This window comes from Streptomyces vastus (assembly GCF_039532825.1).
GTDB lineage: Bacteria > Actinomycetota > Actinomycetes > Streptomycetales > Streptomycetaceae > Streptomyces > Streptomyces vastus.
This window is the reverse complement of record NZ_BAAASJ010000124.1, coordinates 14,525-30,667: the sequence shown is the minus strand read 5'-3', so window position 1 is coordinate 30,667 and position 16,143 is coordinate 14,525. Positions and strand designations below refer to the sequence as shown.

The 16,143-nt window shown below is 69.8% G+C and carries 16 protein-coding genes, 1 tRNA gene and 1 pseudogene; 6 read left to right on the top strand and 12 right to left on the bottom strand.

Annotated features, from left to right (window positions below):
• Window positions 1–13: 13 nt before the first annotated feature.
• The 4 genes from ABD357_RS41405 to ABD357_RS41390 form a co-directional block, all read right to left on the bottom strand.
• Complete coding sequence (locus ABD357_RS41405; RefSeq protein ID WP_344396714.1) at window positions 14–688, bottom strand: ABC transporter permease; 675 nt, start codon at window positions 686–688, stop codon at window positions 14–16.
• Window positions 685–1,428: an ABC transporter permease gene (locus tag ABD357_RS41400; protein ID WP_344396712.1), complete on the bottom strand. Its 744-nt coding sequence runs from the start codon at window positions 1,426–1,428 to the stop codon at window positions 685–687. The genes ABD357_RS41405 and ABD357_RS41400 overlap by 4 nt, the downstream gene beginning before the upstream one ends.
• Window positions 1,425–2,603 carry an ABC transporter ATP-binding protein gene (locus ABD357_RS41395; RefSeq protein ID WP_344396711.1) on the bottom strand — a complete coding sequence of 393 codons (1,179 nt, stop codon included), beginning with the start codon at window positions 2,601–2,603 and terminating at the stop codon, window positions 1,425–1,427. Before ABD357_RS41395 ends, ABD357_RS41400 begins: the two co-directional genes overlap by 4 nt.
• Before the next feature lie 119 nt (window positions 2,604–2,722).
• Window positions 2,723–3,139, bottom strand: coding sequence for an FHA domain-containing protein (locus tag ABD357_RS41390; protein WP_344396709.1), 417 nt, complete (start codon window positions 3,137–3,139; stop codon window positions 2,723–2,725).
• 195 nt (window positions 3,140–3,334) lie between these two features.
• Here ABD357_RS41390 and ABD357_RS41385 point away from each other — a divergent pair, with 195 nt between their 5' ends.
• The 3 genes from ABD357_RS41385 to ABD357_RS41375 all read left to right on the top strand — a co-directional run bounded on the left by ABD357_RS41385 (window position 3,335) and on the right by ABD357_RS41375 (window position 5,552).
• Window positions 3,335–3,739, top strand: coding sequence for a VOC family protein (locus ABD357_RS41385; RefSeq protein ID WP_344396708.1), 405 nt, complete (start codon window positions 3,335–3,337; stop codon window positions 3,737–3,739).
• A gap of 148 nt (window positions 3,740–3,887) precedes the next feature.
• Complete coding sequence (locus ABD357_RS41380; RefSeq protein ID WP_344396707.1) at window positions 3,888–4,871, top strand: S1C family serine protease; 984 nt, start codon at window positions 3,888–3,890, stop codon at window positions 4,869–4,871.
• Between the two features lie 150 nt (window positions 4,872–5,021).
• Window positions 5,022–5,552: an AMIN-like domain-containing (lipo)protein gene (locus ABD357_RS41375; RefSeq protein ID WP_344396706.1), complete on the top strand. Its 531-nt coding sequence runs from the start codon at window positions 5,022–5,024 to the stop codon at window positions 5,550–5,552.
• 79 nt (window positions 5,553–5,631) lie between these two features.
• Here the strand turns inward: ABD357_RS41375 and ABD357_RS41370 are convergent, their stop codons facing one another.
• From ABD357_RS41370 to ABD357_RS41355, 4 genes are all read right to left on the bottom strand, one after another.
• Window positions 5,632–7,041 (bottom strand): Cys-Gln thioester bond-forming surface protein, encoded by a 1,410-nt coding sequence (locus tag ABD357_RS41370; RefSeq protein ID WP_344396705.1) that lies wholly within the window; start codon window positions 7,039–7,041, stop codon window positions 5,632–5,634.
• 254 nt (window positions 7,042–7,295) lie between these two features.
• Window positions 7,296–7,766, bottom strand: a complete 471-nt coding sequence (locus ABD357_RS41365; RefSeq protein WP_344396703.1) for a single-stranded DNA-binding protein — start codon at window positions 7,764–7,766, stop codon at window positions 7,296–7,298.
• Between the two features lie 156 nt (window positions 7,767–7,922).
• A complete protein-coding gene (locus ABD357_RS41360; RefSeq protein WP_344396917.1) occupies window positions 7,923–9,857 on the bottom strand; it encodes a YfjP family GTPase in 1,935 nt (644 codons plus the stop codon).
• Between the two features lie 5 nt (window positions 9,858–9,862).
• A complete protein-coding gene (locus tag ABD357_RS41355; protein ID WP_344396701.1) occupies window positions 9,863–11,470 on the bottom strand; it encodes a dynamin family protein in 1,608 nt (535 codons plus the stop codon).
• A gap of 311 nt (window positions 11,471–11,781) precedes the next feature.
• On the opposite strand from ABD357_RS41355, the gene ABD357_RS41350 reads away from it, so the two are divergent.
• A tRNA-Arg gene (locus ABD357_RS41350) sits at window positions 11,782–11,854 on the top strand.
• Window positions 11,855–11,947: 93 nt separating this feature from the next.
• Entirely contained in the window at window positions 11,948–12,313 is a 366-nt protein-coding gene (locus tag ABD357_RS41345) for a hypothetical protein (RefSeq protein ID WP_344396699.1), read from the top strand.
• A 411-nt stretch (window positions 12,314–12,724) separates the two neighbouring features.
• Here the strand turns inward: ABD357_RS41345 and ABD357_RS41340 are convergent.
• Window positions 12,725–12,952: pseudogene (locus tag ABD357_RS41340) on the bottom strand (recombinase family protein); the annotation flags it as partial.
• Window positions 12,953–13,003: 51 nt separating this feature from the next.
• Here ABD357_RS41340 and ABD357_RS41335 point away from each other — a divergent pair.
• Entirely contained in the window at window positions 13,004–13,648 is a 645-nt protein-coding gene (locus ABD357_RS41335) for a hypothetical protein (RefSeq protein ID WP_344396697.1), read from the top strand.
• Between the two features lie 103 nt (window positions 13,649–13,751).
• On the opposite strand, the gene ABD357_RS41330 is transcribed toward ABD357_RS41335, so the two are convergent.
• The 3 genes from ABD357_RS41330 to ABD357_RS41320 all read right to left on the bottom strand — a co-directional run.
• Window positions 13,752–13,886: a hypothetical protein gene (locus ABD357_RS41330; protein ID WP_344396694.1), complete on the bottom strand. Its 135-nt coding sequence runs from the start codon at window positions 13,884–13,886 to the stop codon at window positions 13,752–13,754.
• A gap of 149 nt (window positions 13,887–14,035) precedes the next feature.
• Window positions 14,036–15,346: a DNA cytosine methyltransferase gene (locus ABD357_RS41325; protein WP_344396692.1), complete on the bottom strand. Its 1,311-nt coding sequence runs from the start codon at window positions 15,344–15,346 to the stop codon at window positions 14,036–14,038.
• The coding region (locus tag ABD357_RS41320) for a TRM11 family SAM-dependent methyltransferase (protein ID WP_344396690.1) at window positions 15,333–16,143 on the bottom strand (811 nt) is incomplete at its 5' end. The genes ABD357_RS41320 and ABD357_RS41325, both read right to left, overlap by 14 nt.

Below are 16,143 nucleotides of genomic sequence, written 5' to 3'. Positions count from 1 at the left end.
GGCGGGCCCCCGGTCAGGCCGCCCCGCGCCTGCGTACCCCCGGGGACACCGCAGTGCGGCCCGCGGCCCAGAACACCACGAGGACGAGCAGGGCGAGGGCGGCGGTGAGGGTGGCGCCGCCGACCACCTTCTCGTAGTCGCGCTGGTAGAGGCCGTCCACGATGTACCGGCCGACGCCGCCCAGAGAGACGTACGCCGCGATCGTCGCCGTGGAGACGATCTGGATCGCCGCCGAGCGCAGCCCGCTGAAGATCAGCGGCAGCGCGGCCGGCACCTCCACCTGGAACAGGATCTGAGACTGTGACATGCCCATTCCGCGGGCGGCGTCGACGGGCGAGGGGTCCACGGTGCGCACCGCCTCGTAGGTGGTGATGAGGATCGGCGGGATCGCCAGCACCACCAGCGGGATCATCACGGGCAGCACGCTCAGCCCGAGCCAGACGAACATCAGCACCAGCAGTCCGAACGTGGGCAGGGCGCGGGCCGCCGCCGCCACGAACGCCATCGCGTTGCCGCCGCGGCCGGTGTGCCCGGTGACCAGACCGATCGGCAGGCCGATGGCCGCGGCGATCGCGAGCGCCGCGGCGGAGTACTGAAGGTGCTCCCACACGCGCTGCGGGATGCCGTCGTAGCCGCTCCAGTGGGCGCTGTCGCTGAAGAAGGACTCGATGAAGTTCAGTACGTTCAAGAGACGCGCTCCGGTGCGCGGGCGGCGCCCGCCGTTGTGGACGTGTCCCCCGCCGAGGGGCCCGCCGCGGTACGCAGCGCGGTGCGCCTGGCCTTGCTGTCGGACGGCGGCTGCCAGGGGGTGAGCAGCCGGCGCGCGAGGACGAGCAGGGCGTCGACGAGCACGGCGAGTACGGCGGTGGTGACCACCGAGTTCAGGGCCAGCGCGGGGCGCTGGTAGAGCAGCGCGGTGGTCAGCAGATTGCCCAGCGCGCCCTGGTTGCCGATCAGCGCGCCGACGCTGACCAGGCTGATGCTGGAGGCGGCGGCCACCCGCAGTCCGGCGATGATCGCGGGTACGGCGATGGGCAGTTGGACCTGGAGATAGCGGCGTACGAGGCCGATGCCCATGGCCTGGGCGGCGGCGTTCGTCTCCTCGGGAACCGACCGGATGCCGTCGACGACCGACGGGACGAGGACGACCAGGCTGTACAGGCACAGCGGGATCATCACCGTGAGCTTGCTCAGCCCGGTGTAGTCGATGAGCACCACGAAGAAGGCCAGCGACGGGATCGCGTAGATCACCGTGGTGGTCCACAGCACGGGCGGGTAGAGCCAGCGGACGCGGACGCACAGCAGGCCGATCGGCAGCGACAGCAGGAAGCCGACCAGCACCGGGATCAGGGCTTCTTGCAGGTGCGTGGAGATCAGGCCGAAGTAGCTGCTCTGGAGGTCGCTCGGGATGTCGAAGAAGCCGTTCATCGCGTGGCCTTCACCGGAGGCGGGTCCTGCGGAGAGTCCGTGCCCCGCGCGGAGCCCGCGGCGCCGGCGGCGTGCTGCCGGCGGGCGGCGCGGATCGCCGCGGCGATCGTCTCCTGACCGGCGATCCCCAGCACTCGTCCCGACCTGTCCACGGCGACCGCGTGACCGGTGGGCGACAGCACCGCCCGGTCCAGGGCGACCCGCAGGGAGTCCCGGCCGACCTCGAAGCTCTGCCCGTACGGCGTCAGGGTCACGGCGTCGCCGTCCCAGGCCGCGGGGTCGGTCCAGCCGAGGGGCTTGCCGTCGGCGTCGGTGACCAGAACCGGCTGGGCATCGGCGGTCCCGGAGCCGGTGGCCTCGGCGATCCGCTGCCGGTCGGTGCTGATCGGGAAGATCCGGGAACGGTCGAGTTCGAGGTCGCGCGTGGACAGGAACGACAGTCCGCGGATGCCCCGGTCGCCGCCCAGGAACTCCTCCACGAACTCGTCGGCGGGCGACGACAACAGCTCGTCCGGCGCGGCGAACTGGGCGAGCCGGCCGCCGGTGCGCAGCACGGCGATACGGTCGCCGATCGTGATGGCCTCGTCCATGTCGTGCGTGACGAACACGATCGCCTTGCCGAGTTCGCCCTGAATGCGCAGCAACTCCTCCTGCAGACCCCGGCGGACGACCGGGTCGACGGCGGAGAACGGCTCGTCCATCAGCAGGATCGGCGGGTCCGCGGCCAGCGCACGGGCCACGCCCACACGCTGCTGCTGACCGCCGGAAAGCTGGTACGGGTAGCGGCGGGCCATGTCCTTGTCGAGGCCGACCCGTTCCATGAGCTCGGCCGCCCGGGCCCGGGCGCGCTGCTTGGACCAGCCCAGCAGCCGCGGCACGGTGGCGATGTTGTCGATGATGGTGCGGTGCTGGAAGAGGCCGGCATTCTGGATGACGTAACCCATGGAACGGCGCAGGGCGTTGACCGGCTGACGCTGGACGTCCTCGCCGTTCACCCGGATTGTGCCGCTGCTGGGCTCGACCATGCGGTTGATCATGCGCAGCGTGGTGGTCTTGCCGCATCCCGAAGGCCCGACCAGCACGGTGATGGAGTGGTTCGGAATCTCAAGGGACAGGCGATCGACGGCCACCGTGCCGTCGGCATATCGCTTGCTGACCTCTTCGATGGCTATCAAGCGTCGAAACCCTTCGGGAACGGCATGGCCCGTACGTGGCGCGATCACGTGCACGGGGGTGCGAGTCTAGCCAGTCGGTGGCTGACTGTGACCGGGCCGGGGGCTGTTCGTACCACTCTCTACCCGGGTGTGATCACCACGGTTACCGTTCGGTTTCGTGCGGCGCTGTCGTACGGGGCGTCCTGCTGTTCCGCGCTGGTGGTGGTGAACGCGGTGAGGGGTTTGCCATGTCGCCGGACCAGCAGGGTGTCCCCGTGCTTCAGCAACTCCCGGCCGCGTACCGGCCGGACCTCGCTGCCCGGCGCATCCCGTTGCAGCAGCGTGCCGTTCCTGGCGTGGTCGGTGACCCACCACTGGCCGAGCTCCAGGTCGAGGATGCAGTGCAGCCGGCTGATCCAGCCCTGTGGATCGGGGGCGAGCACGATGTCCGGCTCGTGGTTCGGCGCGACTCGGCCGACGGTGTACTGGTCGCCCTCCAGTACGTAGACGCGCGCCTTCCCCGCGGGAGAGGACACCTTCAGCTTCGCCGGTCGCACGCCACGCTCACCTCCGCCCTCTCCTGCGGCTTTCGCGCCTGCCTCCGAGTCTGCGGACGGCGTAAGCGGCCGGCCATGGAAGGGAGTTGGAATCCGGATGGACACAGGACGGTTGTACCGCCGAGGATCCGGGACCCCTCCCGGAGCGGCAGGCCGGGGGCATCCTGTCCCACTCGAGATCTCCAAGGAGCCGATATGCCCGACGAACCCGCCGTACGCGAACTCCGCCTGGTGGTCACGGCAGCCGACTACGACGCGGCGCTGCACTTCTACCGCGACGTCCTCGGTCTGACCGAGCGCGGCGCGTTCTCCTCCCCCGGCGGACGCGTCACCATCCTCGACGCCGGCCGGGCCACGCTGGAGCTGACGGATCCGAACCACGCCGCCTTCATCGACGAAGTCGAGGTCGGGCAGCGGGTCGCCGGCCACATCCGGGTCGCCTTCCAGGTCGACGACTCCGCCACCACCACGTCGCAGCTGGCCGCCGCCGGAGCCCAGGTACTCGCCGAGCCGACCCGCACTCCGTGGAACTCCCTGAACTCTCGGCTCGAGGCCCCGGCCGCCCTCCAGCTGACCCTCTTCACCGAACTCGACGACTAGGCGGTGGGACGGCTGCGGCCGGCGGTCGCAGGCTCACGTCATCGGCCACGCCGCCGTCCGCTCCGCCCACAGCGAAGTCCGGCCCACTGAGCCACGCAAGGTTGTAATCATGTAATTCAAACCTTGGGCAAGCCGAAGGGGTCGACTCGTGGCCGAGACAGTCTCCGAGCCCGACCGCTCCCGCAGGGAGCAGGCCGCGCTCGACACGTACTCCCAGGTCGTCGTATCGGTCGCCGCCGAGCTCACTCCGAAGGTGGCGGCCCTGAACGTCGCGCACCGGCGCCACAGAGGGCGGTTCGTGATGGGCACCGGCTCCGCGGTGGTGTTCACGGACGACGGTTTCCTGCTCACCAACGCCCATGTCGTCGGGCACTCCGACGCCGGTACGGCCTCCTTCGCCGACGGTACGACCACCCCTTTCCATGTCATCGGCGCCGACCCGCTGTCCGACCTCGCGGTGGTCCGCGCCGACGGGCCGACCCCGCCGCCGGCCCGGCTCGGCGAGGCCAACGCACTGCGCGTGGGCCAGCTGGTCGTCGCGGTCGGCAACCCACTCGGGCTGGCCGGCAGCGTCACAGCAGGCGTGGTCAGCGCCCTGGGACGGTCACTGCCGGCGAGCACCGGCTCCGCGACACGCGTCATCGACGATGTCGTCCAGACCGATGCCACCCTCTATCCCGGCAGTTCGGGCGGAGCCCTCGCCACCGCCGACGGCAAGGTGGTCGGCATCAACACCGCCATCGCAGAGATCGGCCTCGGTCTGGCGATCCCGGTGAACGACACCAGCCGGCGGATCGTCGCCGCCCTGCTCGCCGACGGCCGAGTCCGCCGCGCCTACCTCGGCCTCGCCGGTACGCCCGCACCGCTCCCGCCGCCGCTTCGGGCACGGCTCGGCCAACGCAGCGGCCTGCGCATCGTCGAGGTCGTACCCGCTTCCCCCGCCGCCCGCGCCGGGCTGCGCGCCGGCGACCTGCTGCTCACCGCCCACGACGAGCCGGTCACCAGCGCACAGACCTTGCAGCGGCTGATGCTCGAGGACGCCATCGGACGGCCACTGGCGCTGACCGCGCTACGCGGCGACGCCCTCGTGGACGTCATCGCCACACCGGCGGAGCTGGCCGCGAACGACTGAGACACCTGATACGCCCGGAAAATCCGGGGCCCAGAGATCCGGGAGCAGAAAACCCGGCGAATCGCATCACAAGCGATGCAACCGTATGCCTCTGCCGGATGTCACACATAATGAAATCGCTGCCCCTCACCAGGAGAAATCGGGGGCGTCATGCAACATCATCCACGCCGCGCGGCCATCGCCGCAGGCATCCTCCTCACCGCCGCAGTCGGCACCACGATTCCCGCCTCTGCGTCTACCTCGGCCTCCGCTCAGGCCGAGGCCTCCCGGCAGACTCCCGCAACCCCCCTCGTCGTCAACGCACGCTGGGGCGGGCACTGTTCGCACGACCGGATCGTCATCGACGTCCGGGGCACCATGCCCCCTGTCACCGTGAAACCGGTCAGAGAACTGCGCTACGACGGCACCGGAGCGAAGGTCCCGCTCGCCGGCAAGTATTTCCTGGAGATCAAGCTCTCCCCCGCCGCCGCGCACAACGAGGCGGGCCGGTCGGTCTACCAGGGTCCCAAGCTGCTGAAGATCCACCTGCCCAAACTCAAGGGCCTCGCCCTGACCGGCGACTTCGAGGGCACGGTCACGTTCGGAGCCGCCTTCCACACGAAGCCCACGTACAAGACCTTCAAGCTGCACTCCCCGGAGCGCTTCGTCGTCGACGTCAGCCACACCAACCGGTGCCGCTGACGCGCGCGATCGCTCACTGTGCAGGTGTCAAGGTGCGGTCATTCGTCGCTCAGTCCGGAGACATTCAGTCACGCGTCATTCAGTCCTGAGTCGGCTTCTTCTTGTGGACGAGGAGCAGCGCGATGCCGCCGATCACGAGCAGGGCGATCGCGATTTCGACCATCACCGGTGTGGCACTGGAGCTGCCGGTCTCGGCGAGGTCGGTGCCGCCGGTGGAGGTGCCGCCGACTGTGGCCGGACTCGGTTCGCTCAGCGTCTGTGTGGTCTCACCGCCCGCGCTGCTCTGCGTCTGGCAGTCGAGGACGCCCTTGAACCGCTTCTCGTAGCCGTGCGGCCCTCTGATCGTGAAGTCGTACGCCTGGTCCTCCTGGAGCGGAATCGTCACGGTCTGCGATGCGCCGGCCTCGACGGTGTGCCGGACCCCCATCAGCTCGAAGGTGAACGGCTCGTCCCCCGCGTTGGCCGCCGTGATGTCCACGGCTCCCTCGGCGCAGTTCTTCTCGGCTGACAGCGCGGGTATCGCGCCCTCCTCGGCCCAGTTCGCGGTCGCCGTCGCGGAGACCGTCGACTCGCTGGAGCCCGCGAGGATCTGCGTCTGACTTCTGTTCTCGGAGGCGAAGGCCCGGCCGACCGGCACCGTGGTCGAGGCCTGCACCGTCAGCGCGGCCGAGCCGTCCGCGGCGCTCTCGGGAACGTCGAAGAACAGCTGGCTGCCGTCGGCCGCGGAGGTGATGGCCCGGCCGTCCTTGTCGACGACCTTCACTCCGCTCGTCGCGTCGGCGGGCGGCGTCACCAGCACGCTGTCCGCGTCGGTGTGGACCGTGACGGGGCCGAGTACCTCACCGGCGCGCCCGGAGACCGCCGGCGGCCCCAAGGTCAGCGAGGCCTCGGGCTCCGCGACGTTCCGCGCGCTCTTGTGCAGGTAGTCGGCGAGCTTCTCCGCCTTCGGGTTCACCGCGTCCACGTCGGCACCGTCCGAGTACCGCCAGATCGCCACCTGCGTCCCGACCGCCGCGTCCTCCTCGGTGAGACCACTCGCGCCGGCTCTTCTGGCCAGCGCCGAGAGGTCGTTCACCTGCGGGTAGGAGTTCTGCAGGATCCAACGGATCTTGCCCGCGTCCGGGTTGCCGCTCAGCGACGTACCACTCCAGGGCGTCTCCTGGTACTTGGCGGACATCTGCGTCGGGTGGTCCATGTCGACGCAGTAGGTCTGCAGAGTGCCGCCGTTGTCGACGGACATCTCGAACAGCCCCGCGGGCACCTGCCTGTCCTCACCGTTGTCGTGTATGACGGCGAACCCGGACGTCTTCAGCCCACCGATGGTGGCGGTCGCGCCGCCCCGGCTCGGCGGGGTCTCGTCGTCGGCAGCAGCTGCCACACCCGCCGTGGTCATGGCGCTCACCACGACGAGCCCGGACACCAGCGTCGCCGCCGCGAGGCGGGCGGCACCTCGCCCGCGTGCGGACAACGCAGACAACGAAGAAAGCACAGAATTCCCCTTCGAGCAGGACCCGTTGACGTGGGGGTTGCGGTCCCACCAGCAGAATCAGAAGCCCCGAGAGCTATGCCCGGCATCCTAGGTACGAGGCGCACCGCGCTCCCCAGGCATCCCATCGGATAACCGATCCGACTCGGAATTGTTATCGCCAAGATCGCATCCGAGCTGGAAGTGTCGATAAATCCATGGCGGACCGTCCGGGACACATTCGTCGATAAGCCGCACTTCGACGGAAGTACCTGGCGTCACGTCACCAGGGCTGGCTCCGCCTGCTGTTGGGCAGGCACGGTCGACTGACCACCCGGCTCCGTTTCCCAGCTGGGCTCCGGCCGGGGTGGCGCGGCCGATGCCATCTCACCCCTGTTCGCCCGCCGGAACATCGCGGAGCCGCGCGACAGATCGTGGCCGACCGCGGACGCCTCGATGTCGGCGTACGTCCATGTCTTGCCGTCGCGTTGATCGGTGCGGACCTTCAACCGGCCCTGGACGACGACCGGATCGCCCAGCGTCACGGACGCCTGCACATTGGTCGCGAGCGACTTCTTGGCCCATACAGTGAAGAAATTGGTGTGGCCGTCCGCCCACACGTTCTTCTCGCGGTCCCAGTACCGCTGCGTCACCGCCATTCGGAACCTCGCCGACGCCCCTGCCGCGGTCTCCCGGTACACCGGCTGCGTAGCGACGTTCCCCACCGCACACACCGTCATCTCGTTCATGGCCGGATCCCTCCCATGTCCACACACGTACGGGCTCGTCCCGTACGGCTGCGTCTGTCGCGACGATCGCGCTGTGATCGCCGCGGTCCCAGACTGCCTCCGCCGGCCCGAGCCCGCTGAGCGCTGTGGGCTACCGCCCGGTTGTGGACAACTCCGTCACCCGATCGGGGTTCCGACCCCCGTGACACGCACGTACTGCTCCCGCACCTCCCGATATCGCAGCAGCTCAGCCGCCACCGGATCCAGCACCCGCGCCCGGCCGCACGCCGCGGCCGCCTCCCGCAATCGCCGTTCCGCCTCGTCCCCGTACCGTCGCGCCGGCCCGCGCACCGCCAGCTTGCAGGCCCACTCGATGGCCGGACCGCCGACAATGCCGATCGCCATCAGCAGCACCGCCACCCCGAGATTCGGTGACATGAAGCCGATGACCTGCCCCAACAGCCATAGTCCGCCGATGACTTGGAGGATGGTCATGGAGGCCTGCGCCAGCACAGCCAGAGGCCACCAGCCGGGCCGCGGCGGTCGCCCGGCCGGAGTCCCGGCCCCTGCTGCCAGCTCGTCCAGCGCCTCGGGCAGCCCCTGCGATCCTCGTACGGCCGCCTCGCGCACCGCCTGCGCCCAGGGCGCCGGCAGTCCGCCGGACGCCTGCTCGGCCACCGTACGCACCGCCTGCTCCACGCGCTGCCGCGCAGTGGCCTCCTCCTCGGCGTACATCCGCACGGCCTGGCGCCCTGTCGGCGGCTCACGCAGGTCCTGGTACCAGCGCCACAGCCGCAGCCAGGGCGTACCGCAAGCGCGGTTGGCGTGGCGGCACCAGGCGCGCTCGGCGGCCTCTCCGGCAGCCGTGGCGCCCACCGCGTCCGCGAGCCGGTCGGCGAACTCGTCGCGCGCCTCCTCGCTGAGCCCGGCCCACCGTCCGTTCGCGTAGACGGGCCACAGCCGCGCCGCCGCCGCGTCCAGGTCGGCGGAGATCCGGCGTGCCGCGGCGCCCCGTTCTGCCACGAAGTGGCCGAGCGCCTCGCGGAGTTCGCCGATGCCCTTGCCGGTGAGGGCGGACACCGCGAGCACGTTCGCGCCCGGTTCGCCGTATTCGCCGAGCGCGATCCCGTCCTCGTCGAGCAGTCGCCTGAGGTCGTCGAGGACGAGGTCGGCGGCATCTCCGGGAAGCCGGTCGATCTGATTGAGCACTACGAAGGTGACCTCCGCGTGGCCCGCCATGGGCCGCAGATAGCGCTCGTGCAGCACGGCGTCGGCGTACTTCTCCGGGTCGACGACCCAGATGACCGCGTCGACCAGCCCCAGGATGCGATCCACCTGCTCGCGGTGCTGGACGGCCGCGGAGTCGTGGTCGGGCAGGTCGACGAGGACGAGCCCGCGCAGCTGCGCCTCGGCCTCCGGGCTTTGCAACGGGCGCCGCCGCAGCCGCCCCGGAATACCGAGCCGGTCGATGAGCGTCGCGGCGCCGTCACTCCAGCTGCACGCGATGGGCGCGGCGGTGGTCGGCCTGCGTACTCCGGTCTCCGAAATGGCCACTCCGGCCAGCGCGTTGAAGAGCTGCGATTTGCCGCTGCCGGTGGCTCCGGCGATGGCGACGACGGTGTGCTGCCCGGAGAGCCGACGCCGTGCCGCAGCCGCGTCGAGGACCCGTCCCGCCTCGGCGAGCGTCCTGCTGTCGAGCCGGGTCCGGGACAGGCCCACCAGTTCGCGCAGAGCGTCGAGACGCGACCGTAGCGTCCTGTCGTACGCGAGAGGAGGCACAGGCGGCGACCACGGTTCCCCGACCGGCTCCCGTACGACCTGTCCGTACCCCTGTGCCTCGTCTGTCGCGGACACGCGGCGTGCGATCAGCCCGTCGTCCCAGAAGCCTTCGGAGTCCTGGTCCACGTCCGTGTCCGCGACCGCGTCGGTGGCGGTGTCGGCGTCGGTGGCGGTGGAATCCGCTGACTCTCTGTAATTCACCGCCTCCGAGGGGGCCGTTTCCTCGGCATCATCCACGCGCGCGTGCTCATCGTTCCCGTGCCCCTCGTCCCCGTGTTCCTCGTCGTCTCCGGAGTGGTCGGAGTGATCCCTGTGATCCGTGGCGGCGGTCACCTCGGTCACCTCTCCTTCTGCAGTACGGACAGCGCGGCGATGAGTTCGGCCTGGGGTTCCGGGCGTACGTCGAGGGCGTCGAGCGGGGCGAGCCGCCGCTCTCGTTCGGCATGCAGCGTCTTGTCCAGGTAGTCCGTGAGGAGTCGCCCGGCCCGGTCGCGCAGCCGCAGAGCGCCGTGGGCACCGATCCGCTCCGCGAGGCTTTCACCCGCGGATCGCGCCCGGCGACCGCCCAGGAGCGAGGTGGCGACCAGCGCGGCCACCATCTCGGCGTCGGGCGCGATGCTCCTGTCGAGGTGGCGTACCTCGTCCTCGGCGTATTCCTCGAGGACCCGCCGCCAGCGCCGTACGGCCAGCCCGATCCGGTGCTCGGCGTCTTCGGGACCCGGATCACGGTTCGTCAGGCCGGGAGCCTTCGCGGCGGGTTCGCGGCGCCAGGCCTCGTCGATGCGTTCGTCGGCGGCGGCGACGGCGCACAGCAGCAGTGCGGCCAGGCTCTCGACGAGCGCATCGAGCAGTTCACCGGCGGTGCAGTCCAGCGGGTAGCTGCGCCACCGCTTCAACGCGTCCCCGGCGAGCACCGCTCCGGCCTGCAAACGAGCCCGCACGCGCGCGTGCTCGCTGTTGTACGCCCCGTCGACGGCCGCGGTGAGCCGCAGCGCGGCGGCGTACTGCGCGGCCGAGGCACTGGCCAGTTCGGGCATCCGCGCCTTCAGCGAGTCGAGCACTCCGTACGCCGTGCGCGCCATCACCTCTTGCCGGGCCCCGGCATCCTGCACCTGATGGGTGAGCCAGGTGCGCAGCGGCGCCACGGCGGTTGCGGGAAGCAGCCCACCGCCCCACGCGGACTCGGGCAGCTCGGGCACGGTGAAGCGGGGCACGTCGCCGAGTCCCGCCTTGGTGAGCAGAGCGCCGTACTGCCGCGACACCTCGGAGACCACCTGGTGCGGGACGCGGTCGAGGACGGTGACGAGGGTGGCGTCATGTTCCTTGGCGGTACGCAGCAGATGCCAGGGCACGGCGTCGGCGTACCGCGCGGCCGTGGTGACCATGATCCAGACGTCAGCAGCGCAGATCAGCTCGGCGGCAAGGACGCGGTTGTCGGCCAGCAAGGAGTCGACGTCGGGCGCGTCGAGGAGTGCGAGCCCGCGCGGGAGGGTGTCTGCGGTTTCGATACGCAGCACGCGCGCGCGTGGACCGTCCGGCTGCAGCACATCGCCCTTGGGGTCCGGTTGTGGCCTCCATACGCGTGTGAGGTCGGGCAGTACGCGCATCCCGCTGTACCAGTGGTGGTCCTCCGGGTGGCACACCAGCACCGGAGTGCGCGTCGTGGGCCGCAGCACTCCCGCCTCGCTGACGCGACGCCCCACAAGGGAGTTGACGAGTGTCGACTTTCCGGCGCCGGTGGAGCCCCCCACGACGGCGAGCAATGGCGCTTCGGGTTCCCTCAACCGGGGCACCAAATAGTCGTCGAGCTGTGCGAGCAGTTCGTCGCGGTTGGCACGCGCGCGTGGGGCCCCCGCCAGGGGCAGCGGGAAGCGTGCGGCGGCGACACGGTCGCGCAGGGCGGAAAGTGCATCGAGCAGCTGAGGCCGTACGTCCAAGGTCACCACATGCGAAGAATGCCCAATTTTGGAGGCTTTCTGAAGCATATGACTACATCTGCGCGCCGATCGGACACAGGGGGCGGAAGGGATGACTGGGGCGCAGGCATAACGAGTGCACAACACCAGGTGCGCGAGACGCCAAAAGCGATGCACGATTCGCACCTGCCTGCGATTATCAGGACCGCTTCACCGAACCTCCACATCGAGCCACGGAGGCGAAGCACCGGGGACCAGGGCAAGGGAGCCCTATCCTTGTCCCCGGCAAGGTCACGGATCCGCCCACACCTGGGCATCAGTGCCACAGGCCATCACACCTGGCCCCCGTAGCTCAGTGGATAGAGCAGGCGCCTTCTAAGCGCTTGGCCGCAGGTTCGAGTCCTGCCGGGGGCGCTCTCTTATGGGCTGGTTAACAGCCCCGGCGACCGCTGCGGCTCGTTCCCCGATCTGGGCGAGATCAGGAGCGACGGCAGCCAAGATCGTGACTTGCAGCTGGGTGCCGCGGTCGCGTCCGTCGTAGCGGACGCGGAGCCGGAAAGCGTCGAAGATCTCGCGCTTGAGGGCATCCGGAAGAGTGGCGAATCGGAAGCCAAGTTGCGGGATCACTTCGAGGAGCGCGGGATCGCCGGGCTCATCCGGTGCTGCTTCTGCGCGAAAGGTCTCCAGCTGAGCGAGGGCCGCGCGACGCTTGTACTCAAGGGCGTCGAAGCGTTTCCGGATGCCCTTGCGGAACTCCGCAGCCGTTTCAGGGTCTCCCCCGTCTTCGTCGGAGGAGGCCAGCTGGTCGAGCAGGAGCTCCTTGCGGCGCGCGAGACTGTCCGCCTCGTTTTGGAGACGCTGGATGTCGGATGATCGGTCGGGGCCGGTGGCTGTCGCAGTCGTGGCGATCGCCGCTTCGAGGAGTTCACGACGCTGAGGGCCAAAGATGCGATCCTCAAAGAAGGTGTGGATGGCTTCGAGCATGACGCGCTCGCTGATCCAAACCGCCTTGGGGTGGGAGGCGTACCAGTCCGCGTCCTGGTGCTGGTCTTTCTTGGGCTGGCAGGCGTAGTACGAGCGTCCCTTGCTGTCCTTGCCGTATATCCGGTGGTCGCAAAGCGCGCAGAAGAGGTAGGAGCGCAGGACGTAGGAGCGGTCGGCGGATGCTGCAACGGCGCGGGCCACTCGCTCCTTCTTGACGCCGGGGTGTGCGGAGGCGGCGGGCCAGGCAGCATCGAAGAGCTGGCGGGTGACGAGGGGTTCGTGGGTGGGTCTGGGTGACCAGACCCATTCGCTGAGGGGGTTGACGCGGTTGCCGCGCTTGCGGGCCTTGCGGTTCCAGACCTGGTAGCCGGTGTACTTGGGGTTTTCCAGGATGGAGCGGACCGCCGAGGCGGTCCAGCGTTGCTTGGTAGTGTCGGCCCGGTTGGGCTGGGGTGGCGGGTACCTGGGCAGGTCGGTGTTCAGCTCGGCGGCGATGCGCGCGTAGCTGAGTTTGCGCAGGACTCGCATCCGGAAGATCTCGGTGACAACGGGCCCACGCAGCGGGTCGGGGATCAGGCGGTGCTTGGTCAGCCCTTGCTCGCGCTTGGCGGGCACCGGGTGCGGGACGCGCTCGGCGAGATAGCCGTAGGGCGGCTTGCCGATGTTCCAGCCCTGCTCGATGTGCTGGATGAAGCCGTCCCAGGACAGCTCCAGCATCTGCAGGACGTACCACTCGGAGACAGCCTGTTTGACGCGGCGGGTCAGCGTCGGTGTGGCGCGTTTGGCGCGGCTGTCGGTGAGGATCGGTTCGTCCGCTGCGCACAGCGCGACGCCGGACTGCTCAAGCTCGTACTCGATCTTCGTGCCGAAGTAGGTGCGCCTCGCGACTCGTTCGATCGACTCGCAGATCACTGCTGCGAAGCGCCGGTCGGGGCTCTTGGCTTCTTCCAGGAGATCAGCGATACCGCCGTCTCTCGGGATAGGAATGTTGAAGCGTTCGTGAGCACGGCTGTGTCCGCGCGCGTCGAGGTCCTTGCGACCGGACTCGACGTCATAGAAGTGGGCGACGATCACCCAGCCGGGGGGCAGGGCAGCGCGTGCGTTGCGCAGCTGGCGGGGCAGGGAGAGCGTCGGGTCCTGGGCGTCCTCGGTGGAGGTGCGGCCCAGCCAGGCAACCGGCACCGTGGGCTGCGGTGCCGGCTGCCGACCGGGCTCTATCGGTGACCACGGTGTTCCCGGAGAGGACGGACCGAAGGCGAGGACCGGTGATGTGTCCGTGGACATTCCAGCTCGTACCTTTCTGCCACCGGTTGCCGTCAGGCCACCGTTACTCCGTAGCTACGTCGCCTTCGCTCCCGGGGTGGGAGGCGAGCCAGGCAAGGGCCCGGCGGATCGCGGCGATCTGGCACTGCTCGAGTGCCTCGCCATCGCTGCCGTCGATCGCGACGTATTGCACGGTCACCTTCAACGGCCGCTCCCGCCTGGACTGTTCCGACGAAACGTCCCTGGTAGTCGGCCGTGTACCGGTGACCGACGACCATGGACGCTCCGTCTCGGGCCCGTCGTCAAGGCCGCGACCTTGTGCATCAGCGCGGGTCCGTGGCCGGGTGCTCACCGCTGGCCTCCCGCTCGAGCCCCACACGGCGGCAGTGAGTCGTGGGACGGGACGTCCTGGCCGAGCAGGATGTCCACAGCATGCGCGGCTTGTCGGGGAACAACGCTGTTGCCGAGCAGGCGTAGCTGCGCGGCACGGGACAAGCCCTCGGTCTGGGTGACCCAGCCTCCGGGGAGCGCCATCATCCACTCGACGAATTCGGCGGACAGTCGGCGCGTGCCGGGCTGAGTGGGCATGAGTGCGGCGCGTTCGGTCACGTGTTCCCATCGGCGGATGACGGGTAGGTAGTCGGCCCACCAGTGGGCAGGTGAGTGACGGCCGTTCTCAGGTTCATGCCGCCTTTGCGTTTTGGGGTCGTGCCCGCGCCTCCGTTCCCGTCCGCGGAGGTCGGGGTGGGGAGTAGATGTTCGGTCGCATCGGCCGGGGCCGTGGTGTGGCCTGCGGCCTTCTGCAGGTCGGAGGGCTGCCTCGCGTCGGCCCCGGTCGAAGTGCTCTGCGCGGTGAGTGCTGCTGCGGTGGAGGCAAGGGCGAGGGTGCCGTCGCCGTGCCGCTGGTTCGGTGAGCCCTTGGCACCGTCGCTGGCTTTCGGGGTGGGCAGGAGGTGTTCGATCTCGTCGGCCAGAGTGGGACCGTGCCCTCCGGCCTTGCGCCGGTCCGGGTGCTGGGAACCGCCATTGCTTCCGAGGTTCGCCGTCGGTGTCTTCAACAGCGGCTCGTTCTGCGGATGTTGCTGGCCGGGCAGTGAGGATGACGCGCTCTCGACGGTGCGGGGCGCCGACGTCAGAGGCGCGTACGCACGTCCAGCTCGCGTCGTACCCGAGGTCGGCCAGGTCCGCGAGTAGCACGCCCAGTGCCCGCATGCGGGGTTGACCGGGTGGGTCTCCCAGACACCGCGGGCAGGGTTCCACGTGGCGAAGGGGGTGGGTTCCGGCTCGGGTGGAGAGCAGGCCGCGGACATTCTCGATCACCACCAGGCAGAGGTTGAGGGCGTCGATGGCGTCGGCTACGTGGTGCCACAGGCCGGAGCGGGTACCGGGGGCCAGTCCGGTGCGGGGCCCGGCGACCGAGAGGTCTTGGCAGGGGAATCCAGCCGTGAGGACGCATACGGGCTCGATCTTGTGCCAGTCGATGGCCCGTACATCGCCCAGGTTGGAGACATGGGGCCAGTGGCGGGCGAGGACCTGGGCGGGGCGTGGGTCGGTTTCGGCGTGCCAGGCGATGTGGCCACCGAGCGCGGCCTGGACACCGAGATCCAGGCCGCCGACTCCGGAGAACAGGCTGCCGATCGGAAGGTCAGTGGCCGCCACAGCGGCCCTTCCGGGCGCAGGTGCGGGACCGGAAGGCTGCCGTTGCCGCCTGCCTGCCCGCGGCTGCGGCCGTGCACTTCGGTTCACTCTTCGTCGTCTCCACAGGGTCGGCCGCCCGGGCGAACTGCTGACCGGGCCGGGTGAAGACCAGGACGTCCTCGTGCTGGACCACGGCGAGCGGGATGCCCTGGCGGCGGGCGTCGCGGACGTTTTTCATCTGGAAGAACGACGGGCGCGCGATGAGGCGGCTGTCGCGGATGCCGGCGAGGAGGGCGACGCAGCGTTCGGCGGGGGTGAGTCCGGCGGCCTGGCCTGCGGCGAGGACGGCGGAGGGCAGGTCGATGAGTTCGCCGCGTTCGCGCCAGGGGCGGGTGGTGACCACAGCGGTGCCGCCGGGGCGCAGCACTTGTCGGCACTGGGTGAGGATTTCGGTGAAGGCGTCCAGGAGCCGGTCGGTGGAGACGTGGGCGAGGTTGGAGGGGTCGTGGCTGTAGCGGTAGTCCTTCTTGAGTACGCCGCGTTCGCCGGTCTCGCGGGTGGAGCGGACCTGTCCGTGTACCGAGTTGCCGTACGGCGGTGAGGTGACGACGAGGGCGATCTTGCCGTGGTGGCGGGCGTCGATGAGGTCGGTGAGGTGGCGGGCGTCGCCGCAGGCTACGTGTCCGCTGCCGCGTTCGGTGGCCTTGATGGTGTGGAGGACGTTGGCGCGGGCCAGGTCGGCCCAGCGCGGTTCGTACTCGGTGCCCAGGGCGTAGCGGCCAAGGCGGATGGCCTCGACGAGGGTGGTGCCGATGCCA